Below are 21,606 nucleotides of genomic sequence, written 5' to 3'. Positions count from 1 at the left end.
CGAAGCCTTATCCAGCCTACATAAGGATATTTTCATGACTGTTAACCTGAAAAATCGCAATTTTCTCAAATTGCTGGACTACACCCCAACGGAAATCCAGTACCTGATCGATCTGGCTATCGAGTTAAAAACGGCGAAAAAAGCCGGGCGCGAAAGGCAAACGCTGGTCGGTAAAAATATCGCGCTAATCTTCGAAAAAACATCAACTCGCACCCGCTGCGCCTTTGAAGTCGGCGCTTTCGATCAGGGCGCACAGGTGACCTACCTTGGCCCAAGCGGCTCGCAGATTGGTCATAAAGAGTCGATGAAAGATACCGCCCGCGTGTTAGGTCGCATGTATGACGGTGTTGAATACCGCGGCTACGGCCAGGAGATCGTGGAAGAACTGGGGCAGTTCGCTGGTGTGCCGGTCTGGAACGGGCTGACGAATGAATTCCACCCTACGCAGATCCTCGCGGATCTGATGACCATGCTGGAACACGCCCCGGGTAAAACCTTACCCGAACTGAGCTTCGCTTACCTTGGTGACGCCCGCAATAACATGGGCAATTCGCTGATGGTCGGCGCGGCGAAAATGGGGATGGATATTCGTCTGGTCGCACCGAAATCCTTCTGGCCGGACGAGGCGCTGGTTGCCGAATGCCGTGAAATCGCCAGCGTGACGGGCGCGCGCATTACGCTCACAGAGGATGTTGAGGAAGGCGTTTACGACGTGGACTTTCTCTACACCGATGTCTGGGTTTCGATGGGAGAACCCAAAGAGGCGTGGGCAGAACGCGTCAGCCTGATGACGCCTTATCAAATTAACCAGCAGGTCATCGATGCGACCGGCAATCCCAATGTGAAATTCATGCACTGCCTGCCCGCCTTCCATAACGAGCACACCAAAGTGGGCCGTGAAATCGAAGCGGCTTACGGCCTGAAAGGGCTTGAAGTCACGGAGGAGGTATTTGAGTCAGCGCATTCCATCGTCTTCGACGAAGCAGAAAACCGGATGCATACCATCAAAGCGGTCATGGTAGCGACACTCGGCGACTAACCCCAGCGGGCATGTGTCGCATGGCGGCATATGCCCAAGCTATCCGGAGAACATCATGGGCAAATTCAAATTTCCCAGCGCGTATACCATCCTGTTTATTCTCATTGCGCTCGTCGCCGTTATGACCTGGATTGTCCCTGCCGGGAAATACCAGATGGCGATGAATGCCACCCTGGGCAAAGAAGTGCCGGTTGCCGGTACCTATGCCCCAACAGAGGCGCATCCACAAGGTTTAACGGCTGTACTGCTGGCTCCGATTGACGGGCTTTATAACCACGAAACCTACACCGCAGGCGCGATTGATGTGGCGTTGTTTGTCCTGATTATTGGCGGGTTTCTCGGCGTGGTAAACAAAACGGGCGCCATCGACGCAGGAATCGAACGCGTGACGGTCAGGCTGAACGGCAAAGAAGAGTGGATGATCCCCATCCTGATGGGACTTTTCGCCGCCGGAGGCACGATTTACGGCATGGCGGAAGAATCACTCCCTTTCTACACCTTATTGGTTCCGGTCATGATGGCTGCGCGCTTTGATCCACTGGTTGCTGCTGCAACCGTTTTGCTTGGCGCAGGCATCGGCACCCTCGGTTCAACAATCAACCCTTTCGCAACGGTTATCGCCGCTAACGCCGCCGGGATCCCCTTCACCCAGGGAATGCTGATGCGCATTCTGCTGCTGGTCGTCGGCTATGTAATCTGTGTGGTATGGGTCATGCGCTATGCACGGAAAGTTCGCAGCCATCCTGAGCTTTCCATCGTGGCCGATAAAATGGAGGAAAACCGTGCCCATTTTCTCGGTAGTCGCGCCAATACCAATCTTGAATTCACGGCTACGCGTAAGTGGATCCTGCTGATATTCGCCGCCGCCTTTGCAGTGATGATTTATGGCGTCGCGGTGCTCGGCTGGTGGATGGCTGAAATATCTGGGGTTTTTCTGGCATCTGCGATTATCGTCGGCGTGATTGCCCGCATGAGTGAAGAAGCATTCACCAGTACCTTCATTGACGGGGCACGGGATCTGCTCGGCGTGGCGCTGATTATCGGCATTGCGCGCGGTATCGTCGTGGTGATGGACAACGGCATGATCACCCACACCATTTTGCACAGCGCCGAAAATTTAGTCTCCGGTCTGTCCACCACCATTTTCATCAATGTGACTTACTGGCTGGAAGTCTTGCTCTCCTTCCTGGTCCCTTCCTCGTCTGGCCTGGCGGTGCTCACGATGCCCATTATGGCCCCGCTGGCTGACTTCGCCCATGTGCAAAGGGATCTGGTCGTCACCGCGTATCAATCCGCTTCCGGCATTGTGAATCTGATTACCCCCACCTCAGCGGTTGTGATGGGTGGGTTGGCCATCGCTCGTGTTCCTTATGTGCGCTACCTGAAATGGGTCGCACCACTGCTGCTAATTCTGACGGTGCTGAACATGGTTGTTCTGAGTATCGGCGCGATGCTGTAGTCCTGCTGGCCGTCGGATCACGACGGCTTTTTTGAGCGCGCTCTCGTTTTTCTGCACAACCGCCCGTTTGAGCCGTTATTGATACTGCAAATGTGGTGAATTTCGCCATCGCATTGATACAAATGATAAATTTAGGGTGTTTTTATGAAGGAATTCGATGATTACTCGACCAAAGAGCAGAAACAGTTGGCGATTTGTCAGCGCCTGATTAGCGAAAAAAGCTACCTGTCTCAGGAAGCGCTTCGCCGCGATCTACAACACCATGGTTTCACCGGGATTAGCCAGTCAACGGTATCTCGTCTGCTGAAACTGCTCGGTGCTATAAAAATAAGAAATACAAAAGGGCAAAAAATTTATTCTGTAAATCCGCAATCACGACCCGCGCCTGATGCTGCCCGATCGATTGCTGAAATGGTGGTCAGCGTGGAACACAATAGCGAGTTTATCCTCATCCACACGGCGGCTGGCTATGGTCGCGCCGTAGCCAGAATCCTCGATTATCACGCGTTGCCAGAAATTCTCGGCGTCATTGCCGGTAGCAGTATTGTCTGGGTCGCGCCGCGGGTGGTACAGCGAACGGGCCTGATCCATAAGCAGATTAATTATCTATTCAAAATGAATTAAAATTCATAAGAACCGTTTGCGATGAATAAATAGTGCATTTTTCGCTTGATCCCATAACGGAGCTGAGTATAATCGCGGACAATTTGCCGGGAGGATGTATGGTTCAGTGTGTACGACATTTTGTCTTACCGCGTCTGAAAAAGGACGCTGGCCTGCCGTTTTTCTTTCCGTTGATCACCCATTCCGAGCCCCTCAATTGAGGGGCTTTTTTTTTGCCCAGGCGTCAGGAGATAAACATGGCTAACCCGCTCTATCAAAAACACATCATTTCCATAAACGACCTCAGCCGCGATGACCTTAATCTGGTCCTCGCGACGGCGGCGAAATTAAAAGCTAACCCGCAGCCCGAGCTGTTAAAACATAAGGTCATCGCCAGTTGCTTCTTTGAAGCGTCAACCCGCACCCGTTTATCTTTTGAAACCTCCATGCACCGTCTGGGCGCCAGCGTGGTGGGTTTCTCTGACAGCAGCAACACGTCGCTTGGCAAAAAAGGCGAAACTCTGGCCGACACCATTTCCGTCATCAGCACCTATGTCGACGCCATCGTGATGCGTCATCCGCAGGAAGGTGCCGCGCGTTTGGCAACCGAGTTCTCCGGTAACGTGCCGGTACTGAACGCCGGCGACGGTTCCAACCAGCATCCCACCCAAACGCTGCTGGATCTGTTTACCATTCAGGAAACGCAGGGTCGCCTGGACAATCTGCAAATCGCCATGGTGGGTGACCTGAAATATGGCCGTACCGTCCACTCCCTGACCCAGGCGCTGGCAAAGTTCGAAGGTAACCGCTTCTACTTCATCGCCCCGGATGCGCTGGCCATGCCGCAATACATTCTGGATATGCTGAATGAAAAAGGTATCGCCTGGAGCCTGCATGGCACTATCGAAGAGGTAATGGCGGAGGTCGATATCCTCTACATGACCCGCGTACAAAAAGAGCGTCTGGACCCGTCCGAATACGCCAATGTGAAAGCACAGTTTGTTCTGCGTGCCAGCGATCTGAACGGTGCCAGAGCGAACATGAAGGTGCTGCATCCGCTGCCGCGCATCGATGAAATCACCACCGACGTCGACAAGACGCCGCACGCCTGGTATTTCCAGCAGGCTGGCAACGGCATCTTCGCCCGCCAGGCGTTACTGGCACTGGTACTGAATAGCGAACTGGCACTGTAAGGGAGAAAAAGAGATGACACACGATAACAAACTGCAGGTTGAAGCCATCAAACGTGGCACCGTAATTGACCATATTCCCGCACAGGTTGGTTTTAAGCTGTTGACGTTGTTCAAACTGACTGAAACCGACCAGCGTATCACCATCGGCCTGAACCTGCCGTCTGGCGAAATGGGCCGTAAAGACCTGATTAAAATCGAAAATACGTTCCTGACCGACGAGCAGGTAAACCAGCTCTCCCTGTACGCTCCGCAGGCAACGGTAAACCGCATTGACGATTATGACGTGGTGGGTAAATCACGTCCGAGCCTGCCTGAACGTATCGATAACGTGCTGGTTTGCCCGAACAGCAACTGCATCAGCCATGCTGAACCAGTATCGTCCAGTTTTTCAGTGAAAAAGCGCGCTGACGACATCGCACTCAAATGCAAATACTGTGAAAAAGAGTTTTCGCATTATGTGGTGCTGGCCAACTAATTGGTGTTGGTAATGATTTCCCGGCTCCCTATAATGGCCGGGAACATTCTATTACCGCTGTAATTCAGGAGAAATCATGAGCAAGACTATCGCGACGGAAAATGCACCAGCAGCAATCGGCCCATACGTTCAGGGCGTTGACCTGGGTAGCATGGTAATCACTTCCGGTCAGATCCCGGTCGATCCGAAAACCGGTGCCGTATCGGAAGACGTGTCCGCTCAGGCGCGTCAGTCGCTGGAAAACGTACAAGCTATCGTTGAAGCAGCAGGCCTGAAAGTGGGCGACATCGTAAAAACTACCGTCTTCGTTAAAGACCTGAACGATTTCGCAACCGTAAACGCGACCTACGAAGCGTTCTTCACCGAGCACAACGCCACTTTCCCGGCGCGTTCTTGCGTGGAAGTTGCCCGTCTGCCGAAAGACGTGAAAATCGAGATTGAAGCGATCGCCGTTCGTCGCTAAGTCTTTTTGTGCCGGATGGCGGCTTCGCCTTGTCCGGCCTACGCAAGCGTAGTTTGCAGGCCCGGTAAGCGCGAGCGCCACCGGGCATTTATCACATCACACCAAACAGTCTCGGCAGGAACAGCGAAATCGCCGGAATGTACGTGACGATCATCAGCACCAGGAACAGCACGAAGTAGAACGGCAGCATCGCCTTCACTACCTGCTCAATTTTCTGCTTACTCACCGCACTGGCCACAAACAGCACCGACCCTACCGGCGGCGTTATCAGGCCGATCCCTAAATTCACCAGCATGATCATCCCAAAATGGACCGGATCAATGCCGAGCGCGTTGGTTACCGGTAGCAAAACCGGCGTCAAAATCAGGATCAGCGGCGCCATATCCATCAGCGTACCGATCAGCAACAGCATGATGTTAATGCACATCAGGATGACGTATTTGTTGTCCGAGATGCTGGTGAAAGCTTCGGTGATACGCATCGGCAACTGCATATAGGTCATGACGGCACCGAACGCGGCGGCAAAACCTATCAGGATCATGACGATAGTGACCGTTTTCACCGTACGGAACATCAGCTTCGGCAGTTCAGACCATTTATAGTCACGATAGATAAACATGGTGACAAAGAAGGCCCACAGACAGGCAATCGCCGCAGATTCCGTCGCGGTAAAGATACCTGACAAGATACCGCCCATGATGATCACAACGGTCATTAAGCCCCACAGCGTATCGACGAATATCTTCAGCGCCTGGCGAAACGGTACGCGCTCCCCTTTTGGATAACCGCGTTTGTGCGCAAAAGCGACGCACATCACCATCAGGCTGAAGCTTAACAGCAGGCCCGGTAGGATCCCGGCGATGAACAGCGCGGCAATCGACACCGTCCCGCCCGTTGCCAGCGAGTAGATAACCGAGTTATGGCTCGGCGGCGTGAGGATCGCCTGCACCGAGCCGCTGGCAGTGACCGCTGCAGCAAAGTCGCGCGGATAACCTTTTTTATCCATCTCCGGGATCATTACCGAACCGATAGACGCGGTATCGGCCACCGACGATCCAGAAATTGCGCCAAAAAAGGTCGATGCCACAATGTTGACCAGCGACAGCCCGCCGCGAATAAAGCCAACAAAAATATAGGCAAAGTTTACCAGTCGCCGCGCAATGCCCCCTTCGGCCATAATAGCCCCGGCCAAAATAAAGAACGGGATCGCCAGTAGCGAAAACTTGTTCACCCCACTGGTCAGTTGGATCATCACCGCTTCCAGCGGAATATCAATGTACCAGGCCCCAATGATGGCGCTAATGCCAACCGCGTACGCTACCGGTACCCCAATCGCCAGCATAATGCCGAGCGTAAAGACGAGAATAAATGCATCCATCTGCTTTCCTTTCTGAAATGGGGGCGGTAACTAGCTGGTCGATCCCAGCATGACAACAGGACGTTGGTACTGCGAGCCACGGCAGATCTTCTCAACGATAAACAGCAGCGTAATAGCAGAGCCAATCGGCAACGGGAGATAGTTTTGCCCGGCGCTTAAAATTGGGAATTCCGCCACGGGCTGTTCCCACAGTTCGAGGCATAGCATGGAGCCGTACCACAGAATGAACAGGCTTATCGCCATTAACATAACGTCTGCGACTACCGAGCAGTAACGGCGGGAAGATTCCCCCAGACGGTCAGTCACCATGCTTACCGCGATATGCGAACCTGCGCGATAGCTCACCGCCGCGCCAATAAAGGTGAATGTCACCATACAAAGAATGGCGACTGGCTCAGGCCATGACAGCGCGTTATTCAGGACATAACGCGCGAATATGCCAATAGGGATAATGGCGACCATAACCAATAATGCGATACCGGCAATCCACATTGACACTCGATAAAGAAAATCCATTACCGATGAATAGCATTCACCCATAATCATCACCTCGAATTAATCAAAAGACTCAGGCGGAGGATTGATATCCTCCACCCGATGAATTACTTCACATCCTGAATACGTTTGATCAAATCCTGGTGGTCTTTACCGTAATTATCCCGTACTGACTGCGTGGCTTTATAGAAATAGTCCGTATCAATATCGTGGAACTGAACACCGTTGGCTTTCATGGTCTCCAGCGATTTCGCATTATAATCCTGCCAAAGTTTACGTTGCTCTACCTGGGCTTCTTTAGCCAGTTTAATAATGAGTTCTTGGTCTTCTTTTTTTAACTTATCCCATTTGGCTTTCGAGAACAGAAAAAGCTCAGGAATAATAAAGTGTTTACTCCAGGTATAGTTTTTCACGACCGGCAAATAGTTATGCGCAACAAACGTTGGCGGGTTATTTTCCGTACCATCAATAACGCCGGTCTGCATGCCGCTAAATACTTCACTGACGCCCATCACAATGGAGTTAGCGCCCATCGCTTTTAGGGTATCCAGCGCTATCGGACTGGCCTGAACGCGGATTTTCATGCCGTGCAAATCTTCCGGTTTCACTACCGGATTCTTGGTGATCAGGTTGCGCGTTCCCGCATCCATCCAGCCAAGGAACACCAGTCGTGATTTGGTATTGGCTGTCAGACGGTCGCCAATCTCCTGACCAATCATGCCGTCGAGAACCTTATGCATATGGTCCTCATCGCGGAAAATATATGGCAGGGTAAACACGTTTATTTCAGGGAGAATTGCGGCAACTGGCGTCATTGAGACGCGAATAATATCAATGGCGCCTAATTGCGCCTGTTCAATCATCTGTTTTTCATCGCCTAACACACCACCTGGAAATGTTTTGATCTCCAGACGACCTTCGGTCGCGGCGCTAAGTTTCTCCCCCATATGTTTCACTGCAACAACGTTCGGGTAATCAGCCGGATGCACATCTGCGGCGCGAAAGGTTTGTGCCAGCGTTGCATGACTCGCCAGTAATACAGACGCGCCAATACACAGACTTAACAGGTTTTTTGTCAGTTTCATTTGTCCTTCTCCAGAAGTTCATAATATCCATTAACAGGAATAGCTTGCAGAGCAAATGACTGCCGGAATTAAAAACGGGCAGCGAGAAACTTTCTTAACGACGTTACCTGCGCAGACTAACTGGTGTAACAATTTATTTCGATGACTGCGTTCACAAAAAATCGCAGATGCTTATAATTTTTAGCACGCTGTTTCATTTTTGCAACGCAGATCGTTTTATTGATAAAAAAACAACGCAAAGAAGGCAATTTGATACTAATTACCCGCGTTAGCATTTCAATAAAAATAAAACACCAATATTTCGGGAGAATATCTTTCGAATGAAAAAGAGAAATGCAGGAGAGTATTAACACCCTCCTGCAAAGAAGTTGAGGATTACTGCCAGCCGTAGCGGCGGCTATAAAAACCTTTCACGAGCTGGGTTAATGTCATGTAGCCCGCCAGAATCGCAATCAGCCACGGGAAGTAGCTCAGCGGCAGCGCCTGCAATTGCAGATAGTTGGCCAGCGGCGAGAACGGTAATGCAATGCCTACCACCATGACCACCAGCGTCATCAGCATCAGCGGCCATGCGGCGCGGCTTTGGATGAACGGCACGCGGCGGGTACGGATCATATGCACAATCAGCGTTTGCGACAACAGGCCTACCACGAACCAGCCAGACTGGAACAACGTCTGATGTTCTGGCGTATTCGCATGGAAGACGAACCACATCAGGCAAAATGTCAGAATGTCGAAGATCGAGCTGATCGGTCCAAAGAAGATCATAAAGCGCCCCAACTCGCTGGGATTCCAGCGCTGCGGCTTTTTGATCTGCTCTTCGTCGACATTATCAAACGGAATCGCCACCTGGGATACATCGTACAGCAGGTTCTGAATCAGTAAGTGCAGCGGCAACATCGGCAGGAACGGTAAGAAGGCGCTCGCCACCAGCACGCTAAACACGTTACCGAAGTTAGAACTGGCCGTCATTTTGATATACTTCAGCATGTTAGAAAAAGTACGGCGTCCTTCGATCACCCCTTCTTCCAGCACCATCAGGCTCTTTTCCAGCAGGATGATATCAGCCGCTTCACGCGCAATATCAACCGCGCCGTCAACGGAGATACCAATGTCCGCCGCGCGCAGCGCCGGGGCATCGTTAATGCCATCCCCCATAAAGCCAACCACATGACCTTCGCGCTTGAGCAGCGTGACAATGCGCTCTTTGTGCATCGGTGTCAGACGAGCAAACAGCGTGGTGCGCTGGGCCAGCGTTGCCAGCTCATCGTCGCTTAACCCTTCAATGTTGCTACCGATAACCACATCGCCCGCATCCAGCCCCACTTCGTGACACACTTTCGCCGCCACCAGCTCGCTATCGCCAGTCAGGATTTTCACCGTAATACCGCTGGCTTTCAGCGCTTTGAGCGCTGGCGCGGTGGTCTCTTTCGGCGGATCGAGGAACGCAATATAGCCTTCGAGGATCAGATCTGATTCATCAATACGCTGGTAATCGCCCTCACGCGCTGGCAGGTATTTCGTCGCCACTGCCACCACGCGCAGCCCCTGGCGATTCAGCGTATCCGTGACGCGCTTCACCCGACGCAGCATGTTGTCATCTAACGGGACAACCTCACCGCTGTAGCGCACCTGGGTGCAGACGCTGAGGATCTCCTGCAGCGCGCCTTTGCACACCAGTTGATGCACATCGGTTTCTTCAGCGACCACCACCGACATGCGGCGGCGTTCGAAGTCAAACGGGATCTCATCAATTTTCTGCCAGCGGGTAGAGAGCTGGCGGGCTGATTCTTCGTCCACGCCTTCCAGCACTGCCGTATCCAGCAGATTCTTCAACCCGGTCTGGTAATGGCTGTTCAGCCACGCAGAATGCAGGACGTGCTCGCTGGGCTTACCAGATATATCTGTATGATTCTCAAGTACAATTTTGTCTTGTGTCAGGGTACCCGTTTTATCAGTACACAGGATATCCATCGCGCCAAAGTTCTGAATAGCGTCGAGGTGTTTGACGATGACCTTTTGTTTTGACAGCTTCACCGCCCCACGCGCCAGCGTCGAGGTGACGATCATCGGCAGCATTTCCGGGGTCAGCCCCACCGCGACAGACAGGGCAAACAGCGCCGCTTCCCACCAGTCGCCTTTGGTATAGCCGTTGATGATGAGCACAATCGGCGCCATCACCAGCATAAAACGGATCAGCAGCATGCTGACGCGGCTGATCCCTTTCTGGAAAGCATTCTGCTCGCTTTCCTGCTCGCTGACGCGGCCCGCCAGTTGCCCGAACCAGGTATTGGCTCCGGTCGCAATCACGATGGCCTGCGCCGTGCCGCTCACCACGTTGGTGCCCATAAAGCACAGGGTATCGCATTCGAGCGGGTTGCTTTGCTGTGGGTCGCGGCTGGTTGCGACTTTCTCCACCGGCAGCGATTCACCGGTCAGCGAAGCCTGGGCCACGAACAGGTCACGAGCCTGCACCACACGCAGATCGGCCGGGATCATATCCCCTGCCGCCAGCTTAATGATATCGCCGGGAACTAACTGGTCGATCGGCAGTTCAACCCAGCCGTTCTCTCCTTTCTCGTTGATAACGCGCAGCACCGTAGCGGTGTTACTGACCATCGCTTTCAGCGCATCTGCCGCTTTGGTGGAACGCGCCTCCTGCACAAAATTCAGTAACGTAGAGATGACGACCATCAGAGCAATGACGCCAGCGGCAAACAGATCTTCGGTGGCATAGGAAATCGCACCGAGGATGGTCAACAAAATATTAAACGGGTTGCGGTAGCAGACCCACAGATGCACCCACCACGGCGACGGCTTCTGCGCCGGCAGTTGGTTCTCGCCATGTAATTCGCGAGCGTTTTCCACTTCTGCGGCGTTTAATCCTTCCGGGTGCGCGCCAAACGTTTTCCACAGCGCGGCTTCGTCCATCAGCGCCATTTTCAGACAATGTTCGCTCAGCGATGGCGGGATCGGCGTGCTGGCAACGGTCTGGGCATTAGGCAACGGATCGCGATGCACCAGACGGTGTGGTAAATGGCGGTTTAGCCGGGCAAATAGCTGGCGAGTAATATTTTTGAACATAGGCAGTCCCTCTGCGCCAGTCTCAACAGGCGCAGTAAATCCTTCAGGCGTGGCAAAGCCTTACCTGATGGCAATATTAAATTCACAACAGGGACGTCAGAACGTCACTGTCTTACTGCTCCGGTAAGACAGTGAAAGACAGGCTTACCGGAAAGGGGAGTTTCTCCATCTCGGGAGAGGGGTGGGATCGGGATCCATATAGCCTCCGGTAAGTGAATGATTTGCGCTGCGGATTATACGCAGAAAACCATAAGGTTTGTGGCAATTATGGCAGTATGATAAACCATGGAAACTAAACCAAACGTATACCAGACTTTGCCCATTGCGCTGCGCTTGAGTAAAGTTATTCTCTATTTGGCATAACTTCACACGCAACACGGGAAAACAGGATGCAAAACCGGCTGACAATTAAAGACATCGCCCGCTTAAGCGGTGTGGGAAAATCAACCGTTTCCCGTGTGCTTAACAATGAAAGCGGCGTGAGCGAACGCACCCGCGAACGCGTTGAAGCGGTGATGAATCAGCACGGTTTTTCCCCTTCCCGCTCCGCACGCGCCATGCGCGGACAAAGTGACAAGGTGGTGGCGATCATCGTCACGCGTCTGGACTCGCTTTCGGAAAATCTCGCCGTGCAAACCATGCTGCCCGCCTTTTATGAGCAGGGTTACGACCCGATCATGATGGAAAGCCAGTTCTCGCCCGAGCTGGTTGAAGAGCATCTCGGCATGCTCAGACGCCGCAATATTGACGGCGTGGTGCTGTTTGGTTTTACCGGCATAAGTGAATCCATGCTCGCCTCCTGGCAGGATTCGCTGGTGCTGCTGGCAAGAGATGCCAAAGGCTTTGCCTCCGTCTGCTATGACGATGAAGGCGCCATTCGCACCCTAATGCAGCGTTTATACGATCGCGAGCATCGCCATATCAGCTTTCTTGGCGTTCCCCATAGCGACGTGACCACCGGTAAGCGCCGCCATGAAGCCTACCTGGCGTTCTGTAAGAAACACAAACTGCATCCTGTTGCCGCGCTACCGGGTCTTGCCATGAAGCAGGGTTATGAGCAGGCCGCCAACGTCATCACCCCGGAAACCACTGCCTTAGTCTGCGCGACGGATACCCTCGCCCTTGGTGTCAGCAAATATCTGCAAGAGCAGCGAATTGAGAATCTACAGCTGGCGAGCGTGGGCAGTACGCCGCTGATGAAATTCCTCCATCCGGAAATTATCACCGTCGATCCAGGATATGCCGAAGCCGGACGACAAGCGGCCTCGCAGCTGATCGAGCAGATCAATGGCCGTAGCGAACTACGACAAATCGTTATTCCTTCCACCCTCTCCTGATCGCTTTCTGAGCGTTAATTTGTGATCTTCGCTGCGTTTCGGGAACGTTCCCATTTTTAAAAAATCATCGACGATATACTCTGGCCACAGCAACGAGAGAGTTGCCAGATGGCGATGCTAAAACGTCTTATCCGGCCTACGGGGAACACACATCATCATGAGCAAAATAAAACAAGCAGACATCGACCGGCTGATTGAGCTGGTAGGCGGGCGCGACAATATCGCCACGGTAAGTCACTGCATTACTCGCCTGCGTTTTGTGCTGAATCAGCCTGCGAATGCCAGGCCAAAAGAGATCGAACAGTTGCCGATGGTCAAAGGCTGCTTCACCAACGCCGGGCAGTTTCAGGTGGTGATTGGTACCGAAGTAGGCGATTACTACAAAGCGCTGCTGGCGACAACCGGCCAGGCCAGCGCCGATAAAGAGCAGGCGAAAAAAGCCGCGCGGCAGAATATGAAATGGCACGAACAGCTGATTTCTCATTTTGCGGAGATCTTCTTCCCGCTGCTGCCAGCGCTGATTAGCGGCGGCTTGATCTTGGGGTTCCGTAATGTGATTGGCGATCTGCCCATGAGCAACGGGCAGACGCTGGCGCAGATGCACCCTTCGCTGAAAACCCTTTACGACTTCCTGTGGCTAATTGGCGAAGCGATCTTCTTCTATCTGCCGGTCGGGATCTGCTGGTCAGCAGTGAAGAAAATGGGCGGTACGCCGATCCTCGGTATTGTGCTGGGCGTGACCCTGGTTTCACCGCAGCTAATGAACGCCTATCTACTCGGTCAACAGGTACCGGAAGTGTGGAACTTCGGCCTGTTCAGCATTGAAAAAGTGGGCTATCAGGCGCAGGTTATTCCGGCACTGCTGGCCGGTCTGGCGCTCGGTTTTATTGAAACACGCATGAAACGCATCGTCCCGGATTATCTGTATCTGGTGATCGTCCCGGTGTGCTCGTTGATCCTCGCGGTGTTCCTCGCGCACGCCTTTATTGGTCCGTTTGGCCGCATGATCGGCGACGGTGTCGCGTTTGCGGTCCGTCACCTGCTGACCGGCAGCTTTGCCCCGATTGGCGCGGCGCTGTTCGGCTTCCTGTATGCCCCGCTGGTGATAACCGGCGTGCATCAGACCACGCTGGCTATCGACATGCAGATGATTCAGAGCATGGGCGGTACGCCGGTATGGCCGCTGATCGCACTGTCGAATATCGCTCAGGCTTCTGCGGTAGTCGGGATCATCATCTCCAGTCGCAAACACAATGAACGTGAAATCTCCGTTCCTGCCGCGATTTCCGCCTATCTCGGGGTCACTGAACCGGCCATGTACGGGATCAACCTGAAATACCGCTTCCCAATGCTGTGCGCGATGATCGGTTCCGGTCTCGCCGGACTGCTGTGCGGCCTGAACGGTGTGCTGGCGAACGGAATTGGCGTCGGCGGTTTGCCAGGCATCCTCTCCATCCAGCCGACTTACTGGCAGGTATTTGGCATGGCAATGGTCATTGCGATTGTTATCCCCATGGTACTGACCTCATTCGTTTATCAGCGTAAACACCGTATGGGCACACTACAAATTGTCTAACTTTTCTTCGGGGCGCAGTTGCGCCCCATCGTATTTCCAGGAAACAACCATGAATATTCCCCACTGGTGGCAAAACGGCGTCATCTATCAGGTTTACCCCAAGAGTTTTCAGGACACCACCGGCAGCGGCACCGGCGATTTACGCGGCGTGACGCAGCGCCTCGACTATCTGCAAACGCTGGGGGTTGATGCCATCTGGCTAACGCCGTTCTATATTTCGCCGCAGGTTGATAACGGCTACGACGTCGCGGATTACATGTCTGTCGATCCGGCCTACGGAACGCTTGCAGACTTTGACGAACTGGTGGCGCAGGCGAAAGCGCGCGGCATCCGTATTATTCTCGATATGGTGTTTAACCACACTTCAACCCAGCACCCCTGGTTTCGCGAGGCGCTGGATAAAGACAGCCCGTATCGTCAGTTTTACCTCTGGCGCGACGGCACGCCAGACAGTCTCCCGAATAACTGGCGCTCCAAATTTGGCGGCAGCGCCTGGGGCTGGCACGCCGAAAGCGAGCAGTACTATCTGCACCTCTTTGCTCCGGAGCAGGCAGACCTGAACTGGGAGAATCCGGCGGTCCGCGCCGAGCTAAAAAAAGTGTGCGAGTTCTGGGCCGATCGCGGCGTGGACGGGCTGCGTCTCGACGTGGTGAATCTTATCTCTAAAGATCAGGACTTCCCGAGCGATCCCGACGGCGATGGGCGGCGTTTTTATACCGACGGCCCGCGCGCGCATGCGTTTTTACGTGAAATGAATCGCGACGTCTTCACGCCCCGCGGCCTGATGACGGTCGGAGAAATGTCCTCCACCACGCTGGAAAACTGCCAGCAGTACGCCGCACTCGATGGCAGCGAACTGTCGATGACCTTCAACTTCCACCACCTGAAAGTGGATTACCCCAACGGTGAGAAGTGGACGTTAGCCAAACCCGACTATGTGGCGCTCAAAACCCTGTTTCGCCACTGGCAGCAAGGCATGCACAATCAGGCCTGGAACGCGCTGTTCTGGTGTAACCACGACCAGCCACGCATCGTGTCGCGTTTTGGCGATGAAGGTAAATACCGCGTTCCGGCCGCAAAAATGCTGGCGATGGTGCTGCACGGTATGCAGGGCACGCCCTACATCTACCAGGGTGAAGAGATCGGCATGACCAATCCGCACTTCCGCCAGATTACCGATTATCGCGATGTGGAAAGCCATAACATGTTTGCCGCCCTGAACGGCCAGGGGCGCGATGCGCAAGAGCTGCTGGCGATCCTCGCCTGTAAATCGCGCGATAACAGCCGCACGCCGATGCAGTGGGATGCCAGCAAACACGCGGGCTTCACCGCGGGTGAACCGTGGATCAATCTGTGCGACAACGCAGCGGATATCAACGTGGCGGCAGCGCTGCGCGATACCGACTCGGTGTTCTATACCTATCAGAAGCTGATCGCATTGCGTAAAGCAGAGCCGGTTATCACCTGGGGCGACTATCAGGATCTGCTACCGGACAGCCCGCATCTGTGGTGCTATCAACGTGAATGGCAAGGACAGCGGCTGCTGGTCATTGCTAATCTGAGCGATACCTTCCAGAGCTGGCAGCCGACCCAGACCGACGGCAACTGGCAGGTGCTGATGCACAACTATGCCGAGGTCGCCAGCCAACCCGCAGACATGACGCTGCGTCCTTTTGAAGCCGTCTGGTGGTTGCAAAAATAGCTTGCAATTATGTTCAGGCCCGGTACGCATAACGCTGCCGGGCTTTGATGCCTACGCTCAGCTTACCTTTCTGTTTTTGTTGAATAATTAATCAGAATTTTCTGCCCACAATTTACAATCGGCTGTAGTGCCCGTCATCTGTACGCTCCGATTTTTACTTTGCGCTACATCAAATAAATCGTAAACATCCTTGATGCAAATCACTACATATAGAACTTAAAATGCACGCCGACCCAATATGTTGTATTAATCGACTACAATTGCTACAACTACAGTGCACCGCTTCACGGTGGAATTGTGGATAAAGTGGGTCAGGATTGCGGGAAGTCATTGGCAATAGAGATGAATAAAGCCCTGATGGCCTCCCCAACCTCTGTGGATAACCTGTTCTTATAAATATGGAGTGATCATGACACCGCATGTGATGAAACGAGATGGCTGTAAAGTGCCGTTTAAATCAGAGCGCATCAAAGAAGCCATTCTGCGTGCAGCTAAAGCAGCGGGAGTCGATGACGCAGATTACTGTGCCACCGTCGCAGAAGTCGTTAGTAGCCAGATGAATGAGCGCAGCAAGGTCGATATCAACGAGATCCAGACAGCGGTAGAAAACCAGTTAATGTCTGGCCCGTACAAACAACTCGCCCGTGCGTACATCGAATATCGCCACGACCGTGATATCCAGCGTGAAAAACGTGGCCGTCTGAACCAGGAAATTCGTGGTCTGGTTGAGCAAACCAACTCTGCTCTGCTGAATGAAAATGCCAACAAAGACAGCAAAGTAATCCCGACCCAGCGCGACCTGCTGGCCGGTATCGTTGCCAAACACTATGCGCGTCAGCACCTGCTGCCGCGTGATGTCGTCCAGGCGCACGAGCGTGGTGATATTCACTATCACGATCTCGACTACTCTCCGTTCTTCCCAATGTTTAACTGCATGCTGATCGACCTGAAAGGCATGCTGACGCAGGGCTTTAAGATGGGTAACGCGGAGATTGAACCGCCAAAATCCATCTCTACCGCGACCGCCGTCACCGCGCAAATTATCGCGCAGGTCGCCAGCCATATTTATGGCGGCACCACCATTAACCGTATTGATGAAGTTCTCGCGCCGTTCGTCACCGAGAGCTTTAATAAACATCGTAAAACCGCTGAAGAGTGGCAAATCCCGGACGCCGACGGTTATGCCCATTCCCGTACCGAGAAAGAGTGCTACGACGCATTCCAGTCTCTCGAGTATGAAGTGAACACCCTGCATACCGCCAACGGTCAGACGCCGTTCGTGACCTTTGGTTTTGGCCTGGGAACCAGCTGGGAATCGCGTTTGATCCAGCAGTCCATTCTGCGTAACCGTATTGCCGGCTTGGGTAAAAATCGTAAAACCGCGGTGTTCCCGAAACTGGTGTTCGCGATTCGTGACGGTCTGAACCACAAGTTTGGCGATCCGAACTACGACATCAAACAGCTGGCACTGGAGTGCGCGAGCAAGCGTATGTATCCGGACATCCTGAACTACGATCAGGTGGTCAAAGTGACCGGCTCGTTCAAAACGCCAATGGGCTGTCGCAGCTTCCTCGGCGTGTGGGAAAACGAGAACGGCGAACAGATTCACGACGGGCGTAACAACCTCGGCGTTATCAGCCTTAACCTGCCGCGTATCGCGCTGGAAGCGCATGGCGATGAAGCCACCTTCTGGAAACTGCTCGACGATCGTCTGGTGCTGGCGCGTAAAGCGCTGATGACCCGCATTGCGCGCCTGGAAGGCGTGAAGGCCCGCGTGGCGCCCATTCTGTATATGGAAGGGGCCTGCGGCGTGCGTCTGAAAGCGGACGATGACGTGTCAGAAATCTTTAAAAATGGTCGCGCATCCATCTCTCTGGGCTACATCGGTATTCACGAAACCATCAATGCGCTGTTTGGCGACAAGCATGTGTATGACAGCGAGCAGCTGCGCGCCAAAGGTATCGCCATTGTGGAACGCCTGCGCCAAGCGGTCGATCAGTGGAAAGACGAGACTGGCTACGGCTTTAGCCTGTACAGCACGCCAAGTGAAAACCTGTGCGACCGTTTCTGCCGTCTGGATACCGCCGAATTTGGCGTGGTCCCGGGCGTGACCGACAAAGGCTACTACACCAACAGCTTCCACCTCGACGTGGAAAAGAAGGTTAACCCGTACGACAAGATCGATTTCGAAGCGCCGTACCCGCCGCTGGCAAGCGGGGGCTTCATTTGCTACGGCGAATACCCGAATATTCAGCACAACCTGAAAGCGCTGGAAGACGTCTGGGATTACAGCTATCAGCACGTGCCGTATTACGGGACCAACACGCCAATCGATGAATGCTACGAGTGCGGCTTTACTGGTGAGTTTGAGTGCACCAGCAAAGGCTTTACCTGCCCGAAATGTGGTAACCACGACGCCGCCCGCGTATCGGTCACCCGCCGCGTCTGCGGTTATTTAGGCAGCCCGGACGCACGTCCGTTTAACGCCGGCAAACAGGAAGAAGTGAAGCGCCGCGTTAAGCATTTAGGGAACGGGCAGATCGGTTAATTTAGACGATTTTATTGCCCGGCGATGCGACGCTTTTCGGGCCATTATTTCCGCAACGCAATTCACGTCATAGCAAGACAGCAAATGAGTAAGTCCCGGGGAGCTTACATAAGTAAGTGACTCGGGCGCACGAAGCAGCTATGGCGCGAATTGATAAACGGATGAGAAGCGCAAATGAATTACCATCAGTATTACCCTGTCGACATCGTTAATGGTCCCGGCACTCGCTGTACCCTGTTTGTTTCAGGATGCGTGCATGAATGCCCCGGTTGCTATAACAAAAGCACCTGGCGGCTCAATTCCGGCCAGCCGTTTAGCAAAGAGATGGAAGACAAGATCATTGCCGATCTGAACGACACGCGTATTCACCGTCAGGGGATCTCGCTCTCCGGCGGCGATCCGCTGCATCCACAAAACGTGCCGGATATTCTGCAACTGGTGCAGCGCATTCGCGCTGAGTGTCCGGGAAAAGACATCTGGGTGTGGACCGGCTACAAGCTCGATGAACTCAACGCCGCGCAAATGCAGGTTGTCGATCTCATCAACGTGCTGGTCGATGGCAAATACGTGCAGGATCTCAAAGACCCGGCACTAATCTGGCGCGGAAGCAGCAACCAGGTTGTACATCATTTGCGTTAACACGCGCTCTGGAGAGGCTTTTCACAGCCTCTCCGTCCATTTACTCATTCGCGATTGCGCTTTACCACGGGCATCAATGGCACGCCCATCCGGTAGCCAGCGCTCCACTTCTCCCTTCTGTTTTCCCTGTTCATAAGATTGCCGCTGGGCTGGCGCGCCGTCCGGGTAAAACTGCTCGCTGAGCGAGTGACGCAACCCGTGCCGCCACTGTTCGCGTATCTGCAACTGGCCGGAAGGATAAAAGCTGCAGCATTCACCGTGCAGTTGACCATCAAGCCACTGCTCTTCACGTATCAGCGCCCCCTCTTCTGAAAAATAACGCGCCACGCCCTGTGCCAGACCATCGCGATAGCTCTGCTGCATGGCAAGCTGGCCGTTGGCATGCCAGCTTTCAATCTCGCCATGCAACGCGCCCTGCCGATAGCGCAGCACCGACAGCAGCCGACCATGCTCTTCGATCCGCATTTCGCCGTTCAGCAGACCGTCGGTCAGCTCGGCCTGAAAGCAGGTACTCTCCTGCTGATGTTCCAACACTTCACGCATTAGTTAATTTTCACCATCCCGCCTTTGATGGTCAACATGCCACCGCCGTCCACTGTCTGGGTGGCGCTGGCCTTGCTGGTGAGCGTGGCTTTTGCTTCGTGGGTTATCGTCGCGGCTTTTTGCGTCAGCGAGGCTTTGGCTTCGCTGGCGATGTTGGTGGCGTCCAGTTTCAGACCCGATGCGGCGCTGGCGCTGAGATCCGCTCCGCTTTTCACTTTCAGGGTTTTGCCGCTCTCCGGGGTAAGCGAACCGCTGACCTTAATCGTCAGATTGCCGTCGACGTTCAGCGTGTAGTTACCTTTTACCTTATGTGTCTCATTGCCATCGATGGCGTGTTCCTGATCGCCTTTCACCGTCACGCTGCGTTTATCTTTTACTTCCAGCGTGTCGCTGCCCTTCTCAATTTTGACCGTGCGATTACCCTTTTTCAGGGTGACGGTTTCGTTGCCTTCTTCAACGGTGCGGGTGCGATCGTTTTTGACGCTGTGGATTTCATCGTGGCTGATAGTGGTGTTACTGTCGTTGAGCACGGTGAGCTGGAAGTCTTTCTGCGCCTGCATCGCCAGCAGTTCGGCATCTTTTTTGTCGTCAAAGCGCAGTTCGTTGAAGCCTTTTTCACTTTTGGTTTTAATGCCTGACTGGGTCTGATTCGTCGGCAGCGCATACGGCAGGGCATTCGCGCCGTTGTACACACAGCCGGTAATCAGCGGCTTATCCGGGTCGCCATCGATAAAGCTCACCACCACTTCCTGGCCGATGCGCGGGATAAACTGCGCGCCGAAGCCGTTGCCGCTCCAGGCGGTGGCGACCCGCAGCCAGCAGGAGCTGGTTTCGTCGTTTTTGCCCTCTCTGTCCCACGGGAACTGCACCTTCACCCGACCAAGCTTATCAGTCCAGATTTCTTCTCCGCTTTTACCCACCACCACCGCTGTTTGCGTATGCATAAAAGGCTGCGGCGTCACGGCGAGCGGACGGTACGGCGTGGCCTTCGGGATGGCGGTAAAGCGGTTGCGATAGCGCTCGCCGTCGTATTCGTGGCTGACGGCGATGACCAGCCAGTCGATGTTCAATGCTTTGTCATCGTGATCGGTCAAAGTAAACCAGTGCCCGGCGGTCAGCGCCGCGCAGTCGCTTTCGCCGACCAGCTGTTTCGCCTGCGCTTTCAGGGCGTTCACTTTCCACGCCGCCAGCGCGTCGCCTTCGGCTTTAACGCTAAAACGCCCCGGATGCTGATACTGCATACCACCCTTCTTCTCACCGGTCTGGGCAAACAGCGCCGCTTTCGGCTGCTCGTAGTTATAGTCGCTGCTCTGGAAGCCCTGCGCGGTGGCCTGCAAACGCAGCTCTGCCGAACGAATCATTCCGGTTTCCCGTGCGCCGCTTGCTGCGGCCTGATACTTGACCTTTTTCTCACCCGTTATCGGCGGGAAAGCGCTGTTATCATCCGCCAGCACCAGCGTGTGCTTGCCCTGCTCGTGGGTAAAGAACCAGAAAATCCCCTCCTGCTCCAGCAGTCGCGAGACAAAATTGAAGTCGCTTTCGTTGTATTGCAGACAGTATTCGCGCTTCGCCGGTTTGGTTTTGAGTTTGAATGTGTAGTCGGTAAATCCGGCGTCCTTAAACACCTTCTCGACAATTTCCTGCGCGCTGAGGTTCTGAAACACGCGGTTGTTGCTGGCAAGCGTCAGCCACCATAGCCACGGACGCAGGACAAACTGATAGCGATCGGCGTTGCCGGTCGCCGGAAGCTGGTGCGCTTCGGCAATCAGCCCGTCGTAGTCGGTGCTGTTTATCGTGGCGGTCAGATGGGTCGCCAGCGCAGCGTCGAGAGTTAGCGGCGCGGAGGTGGTTACGGCGACGGTGGCGGTGGTCAGGCCGTTAAGTTGCGATTCGGTATAAGCGGTCGCGGCGGTAAGGCCGGTTAGGGCCGGGGCGGTAAGTTTAATGATAGTGGTGTCTGGCATGGGAAAATCCTTTTTCAACGATA

At 53.9% G+C, this 21,606-nt stretch carries 21 protein-coding genes; 13 read left to right on the top strand and 8 right to left on the bottom strand.

What is annotated here, in order from left to right:
• Window positions 1–34: 34 nt before the first annotated feature.
• From argF to ABIE10_RS13735, 3 genes are all read left to right on the top strand, one after another.
• On the top strand, window positions 35–1,039 hold the full coding sequence (gene argF, locus ABIE10_RS13745) for an ornithine carbamoyltransferase (RefSeq protein ID WP_429156055.1): 1,005 nt from the start codon (window positions 35–37) through the stop codon (window positions 1,037–1,039).
• A 55-nt stretch (window positions 1,040–1,094) separates the two neighbouring features.
• Window positions 1,095–2,498 carry a YfcC family protein gene (locus ABIE10_RS13740; RefSeq protein WP_047499900.1) on the top strand — a complete coding sequence of 468 codons (1,404 nt, stop codon included), beginning with the start codon at window positions 1,095–1,097 and terminating at the stop codon, window positions 2,496–2,498.
• A 144-nt stretch (window positions 2,499–2,642) separates the two neighbouring features.
• Complete coding sequence (locus ABIE10_RS13735; RefSeq protein WP_047499901.1) at window positions 2,643–3,122, top strand: arginine repressor; 480 nt, start codon at window positions 2,643–2,645, stop codon at window positions 3,120–3,122.
• On the opposite strand, the gene ABIE10_RS13730 is transcribed toward ABIE10_RS13735, so the two are convergent.
• On the bottom strand, window positions 3,119–3,241 hold the full coding sequence (locus tag ABIE10_RS13730) for a hypothetical protein (protein WP_085951096.1): 123 nt from the start codon (window positions 3,239–3,241) through the stop codon (window positions 3,119–3,121). The genes ABIE10_RS13735 and ABIE10_RS13730 overlap by 4 nt on opposite strands.
• Here ABIE10_RS13730 and pyrL point away from each other — a divergent pair.
• The 5 genes from pyrL (at window position 3,221) to ridA (ending at window position 5,232) form a co-directional block, all read left to right on the top strand.
• Complete coding sequence (gene pyrL / locus ABIE10_RS13725; protein WP_003025819.1) at window positions 3,221–3,322, top strand: pyr operon leader peptide; 102 nt, start codon at window positions 3,221–3,223, stop codon at window positions 3,320–3,322. The two genes, ABIE10_RS13730 and pyrL, sit on opposite strands and share 21 nt — an antisense overlap.
• On the top strand, window positions 3,303–3,356 hold the full coding sequence (locus tag ABIE10_RS13720; protein WP_106875647.1) for a pyrBI operon leader peptide: 54 nt from the start codon (window positions 3,303–3,305) through the stop codon (window positions 3,354–3,356). The genes pyrL and ABIE10_RS13720 overlap by 20 nt, the downstream gene beginning before the upstream one ends.
• Before the next feature lie 2 nt (window positions 3,357–3,358).
• Window positions 3,359–4,294 (top strand): aspartate carbamoyltransferase, encoded by a 936-nt coding sequence (gene pyrB, locus ABIE10_RS13715; RefSeq protein ID WP_016151493.1) that lies wholly within the window; start codon window positions 3,359–3,361, stop codon window positions 4,292–4,294.
• A 13-nt stretch (window positions 4,295–4,307) separates the two neighbouring features.
• Entirely contained in the window at window positions 4,308–4,769 is a 462-nt protein-coding gene (gene pyrI, locus ABIE10_RS13710; protein WP_016151492.1) for an aspartate carbamoyltransferase regulatory subunit, read from the top strand.
• A gap of 76 nt (window positions 4,770–4,845) precedes the next feature.
• Complete coding sequence (ridA, locus tag ABIE10_RS13705; RefSeq protein ID WP_016151491.1) at window positions 4,846–5,232, top strand: 2-iminobutanoate/2-iminopropanoate deaminase; 387 nt, start codon at window positions 4,846–4,848, stop codon at window positions 5,230–5,232.
• 91 nt (window positions 5,233–5,323) lie between these two features.
• Here ridA and ABIE10_RS13700 read toward each other — a convergent pair whose 3' ends face one another.
• From ABIE10_RS13700 to mgtL, 5 genes are all read right to left on the bottom strand, one after another.
• Complete coding sequence (locus tag ABIE10_RS13700) at window positions 5,324–6,610, bottom strand: TRAP transporter large permease (protein WP_016151490.1); 1,287 nt, start codon at window positions 6,608–6,610, stop codon at window positions 5,324–5,326.
• A gap of 30 nt (window positions 6,611–6,640) precedes the next feature.
• The gene (locus ABIE10_RS13695; protein ID WP_047499903.1) at window positions 6,641–7,150 is read right to left on the bottom strand and encodes a TRAP transporter small permease; all 510 of its coding nucleotides are present in this window, start codon (window positions 7,148–7,150) and stop codon (window positions 6,641–6,643) included.
• A 62-nt stretch (window positions 7,151–7,212) separates the two neighbouring features.
• Entirely contained in the window at window positions 7,213–8,190 is a 978-nt protein-coding gene (locus ABIE10_RS13690) for a TRAP transporter substrate-binding protein (protein WP_016151488.1), read from the bottom strand.
• Window positions 8,191–8,565: 375 nt separating this feature from the next.
• Window positions 8,566–11,274 carry a magnesium-translocating P-type ATPase gene (mgtA, locus tag ABIE10_RS13685; RefSeq protein WP_019078248.1) on the bottom strand — a complete coding sequence of 903 codons (2,709 nt, stop codon included), beginning with the start codon at window positions 11,272–11,274 and terminating at the stop codon, window positions 8,566–8,568.
• 144 nt (window positions 11,275–11,418) lie between these two features.
• Window positions 11,419–11,472, bottom strand: a complete 54-nt coding sequence (gene mgtL, locus ABIE10_RS13680) for a mgtA regulatory leader peptide MgtL (protein ID WP_223870169.1) — start codon at window positions 11,470–11,472, stop codon at window positions 11,419–11,421.
• A gap of 191 nt (window positions 11,473–11,663) precedes the next feature.
• Between mgtL and treR the strand changes: the two genes are divergently transcribed.
• From treR to nrdG, 5 genes are all read left to right on the top strand, one after another.
• Window positions 11,664–12,611, top strand: coding sequence for a trehalose operon repressor TreR (gene treR / locus ABIE10_RS13675; RefSeq protein ID WP_016155565.1), 948 nt, complete (start codon window positions 11,664–11,666; stop codon window positions 12,609–12,611).
• A 157-nt stretch (window positions 12,612–12,768) separates the two neighbouring features.
• Entirely contained in the window at window positions 12,769–14,187 is a 1,419-nt protein-coding gene (gene treB, locus ABIE10_RS13670) for a PTS trehalose transporter subunit IIBC (RefSeq protein ID WP_016155564.1), read from the top strand.
• Window positions 14,188–14,236: 49 nt separating this feature from the next.
• A complete protein-coding gene (treC, locus tag ABIE10_RS13665; protein ID WP_429156048.1) occupies window positions 14,237–15,889 on the top strand; it encodes an alpha,alpha-phosphotrehalase in 1,653 nt (550 codons plus the stop codon).
• A gap of 409 nt (window positions 15,890–16,298) precedes the next feature.
• Entirely contained in the window at window positions 16,299–18,437 is a 2,139-nt protein-coding gene (gene nrdD / locus ABIE10_RS13660; protein WP_016151477.1) for an anaerobic ribonucleoside-triphosphate reductase, read from the top strand.
• A gap of 174 nt (window positions 18,438–18,611) precedes the next feature.
• The gene (gene nrdG, locus ABIE10_RS13655; RefSeq protein WP_016155562.1) at window positions 18,612–19,076 is read left to right on the top strand and encodes an anaerobic ribonucleoside-triphosphate reductase-activating protein; all 465 of its coding nucleotides are present in this window, start codon (window positions 18,612–18,614) and stop codon (window positions 19,074–19,076) included.
• Between the two features lie 21 nt (window positions 19,077–19,097).
• On the opposite strand, the gene ABIE10_RS13650 is transcribed toward nrdG, so the two are convergent.
• A complete protein-coding gene (locus ABIE10_RS13650; RefSeq protein WP_019078246.1) occupies window positions 19,098–19,619 on the bottom strand; it encodes a toxin-antitoxin system YwqK family antitoxin in 522 nt (173 codons plus the stop codon).
• Entirely contained in the window at window positions 19,619–21,583 is a 1,965-nt protein-coding gene (locus ABIE10_RS13645) for a type VI secretion system Vgr family protein (protein ID WP_429156046.1), read from the bottom strand. Before ABIE10_RS13645 ends, ABIE10_RS13650 begins: the two co-directional genes overlap by 1 nt.
• Window positions 21,584–21,606: the final 23 nt, after the last annotated feature.

The sequence above is a fragment of the Citrobacter sp. 506 genome, from assembly GCF_050434985.1.
GTDB classification, from domain to species: domain Bacteria; phylum Pseudomonadota; class Gammaproteobacteria; order Enterobacterales; family Enterobacteriaceae; genus Citrobacter; species Citrobacter braakii.
This window is presented reverse-complemented; position numbering and strand designations above follow the sequence as displayed.

Excerpts from the sequence above, each read along its gene's own strand:
- ABIE10_RS13700 (WP_016151490.1), bottom strand. The coding sequence starts at position 6,610 with ATGGATGCATTTATTCTCGTCTTTACGCTCGGCATTATGCTGGCGATT.
- ABIE10_RS13735 (WP_047499901.1), top strand. The coding sequence starts at position 2,643 with ATGAAGGAATTCGATGATTACTCGACCAAAGAGCAGAAACAGTTGGCG.
- pyrL (WP_003025819.1), top strand. The coding sequence starts at position 3,221 with ATGGTTCAGTGTGTACGACATTTTGTCTTACCGCGTCTGAAAAAGGAC.
- nrdD (WP_016151477.1), top strand. The coding sequence starts at position 16,299 with ATGACACCGCATGTGATGAAACGAGATGGCTGTAAAGTGCCGTTTAAA.
- treB (WP_016155564.1), top strand. The coding sequence starts at position 12,769 with ATGAGCAAAATAAAACAAGCAGACATCGACCGGCTGATTGAGCTGGTA.
- ABIE10_RS13730 (WP_085951096.1), bottom strand. The coding sequence starts at position 3,241 with ATGTCGTACACACTGAACCATACATCCTCCCGGCAAATTGTCCGCGAT.
- treC (WP_429156048.1), top strand. The coding sequence starts at position 14,237 with ATGAATATTCCCCACTGGTGGCAAAACGGCGTCATCTATCAGGTTTAC.
- pyrB (WP_016151493.1), top strand. The coding sequence starts at position 3,359 with ATGGCTAACCCGCTCTATCAAAAACACATCATTTCCATAAACGACCTC.
- ridA (WP_016151491.1), top strand. The coding sequence starts at position 4,846 with ATGAGCAAGACTATCGCGACGGAAAATGCACCAGCAGCAATCGGCCCA.
- ABIE10_RS13650 (WP_019078246.1), bottom strand. The coding sequence starts at position 19,619 with ATGCGTGAAGTGTTGGAACATCAGCAGGAGAGTACCTGCTTTCAGGCC.
- treR (WP_016155565.1), top strand. The coding sequence starts at position 11,664 with ATGCAAAACCGGCTGACAATTAAAGACATCGCCCGCTTAAGCGGTGTG.
- ABIE10_RS13695 (WP_047499903.1), bottom strand. The coding sequence starts at position 7,150 with ATGGGTGAATGCTATTCATCGGTAATGGATTTTCTTTATCGAGTGTCA.
- ABIE10_RS13690 (WP_016151488.1), bottom strand. The coding sequence starts at position 8,190 with ATGAAACTGACAAAAAACCTGTTAAGTCTGTGTATTGGCGCGTCTGTA.
- pyrI (WP_016151492.1), top strand. The coding sequence starts at position 4,308 with ATGACACACGATAACAAACTGCAGGTTGAAGCCATCAAACGTGGCACC.
- nrdG (WP_016155562.1), top strand. The coding sequence starts at position 18,612 with ATGAATTACCATCAGTATTACCCTGTCGACATCGTTAATGGTCCCGGC.
- ABIE10_RS13645 (WP_429156046.1), bottom strand. The coding sequence starts at position 21,583 with ATGCCAGACACCACTATCATTAAACTTACCGCCCCGGCCCTAACCGGC.
- ABIE10_RS13740 (WP_047499900.1), top strand. The coding sequence starts at position 1,095 with ATGGGCAAATTCAAATTTCCCAGCGCGTATACCATCCTGTTTATTCTC.
- mgtA (WP_019078248.1), bottom strand. The coding sequence starts at position 11,274 with ATGTTCAAAAATATTACTCGCCAGCTATTTGCCCGGCTAAACCGCCAT.
- argF (WP_429156055.1), top strand. The coding sequence starts at position 35 with ATGACTGTTAACCTGAAAAATCGCAATTTTCTCAAATTGCTGGACTAC.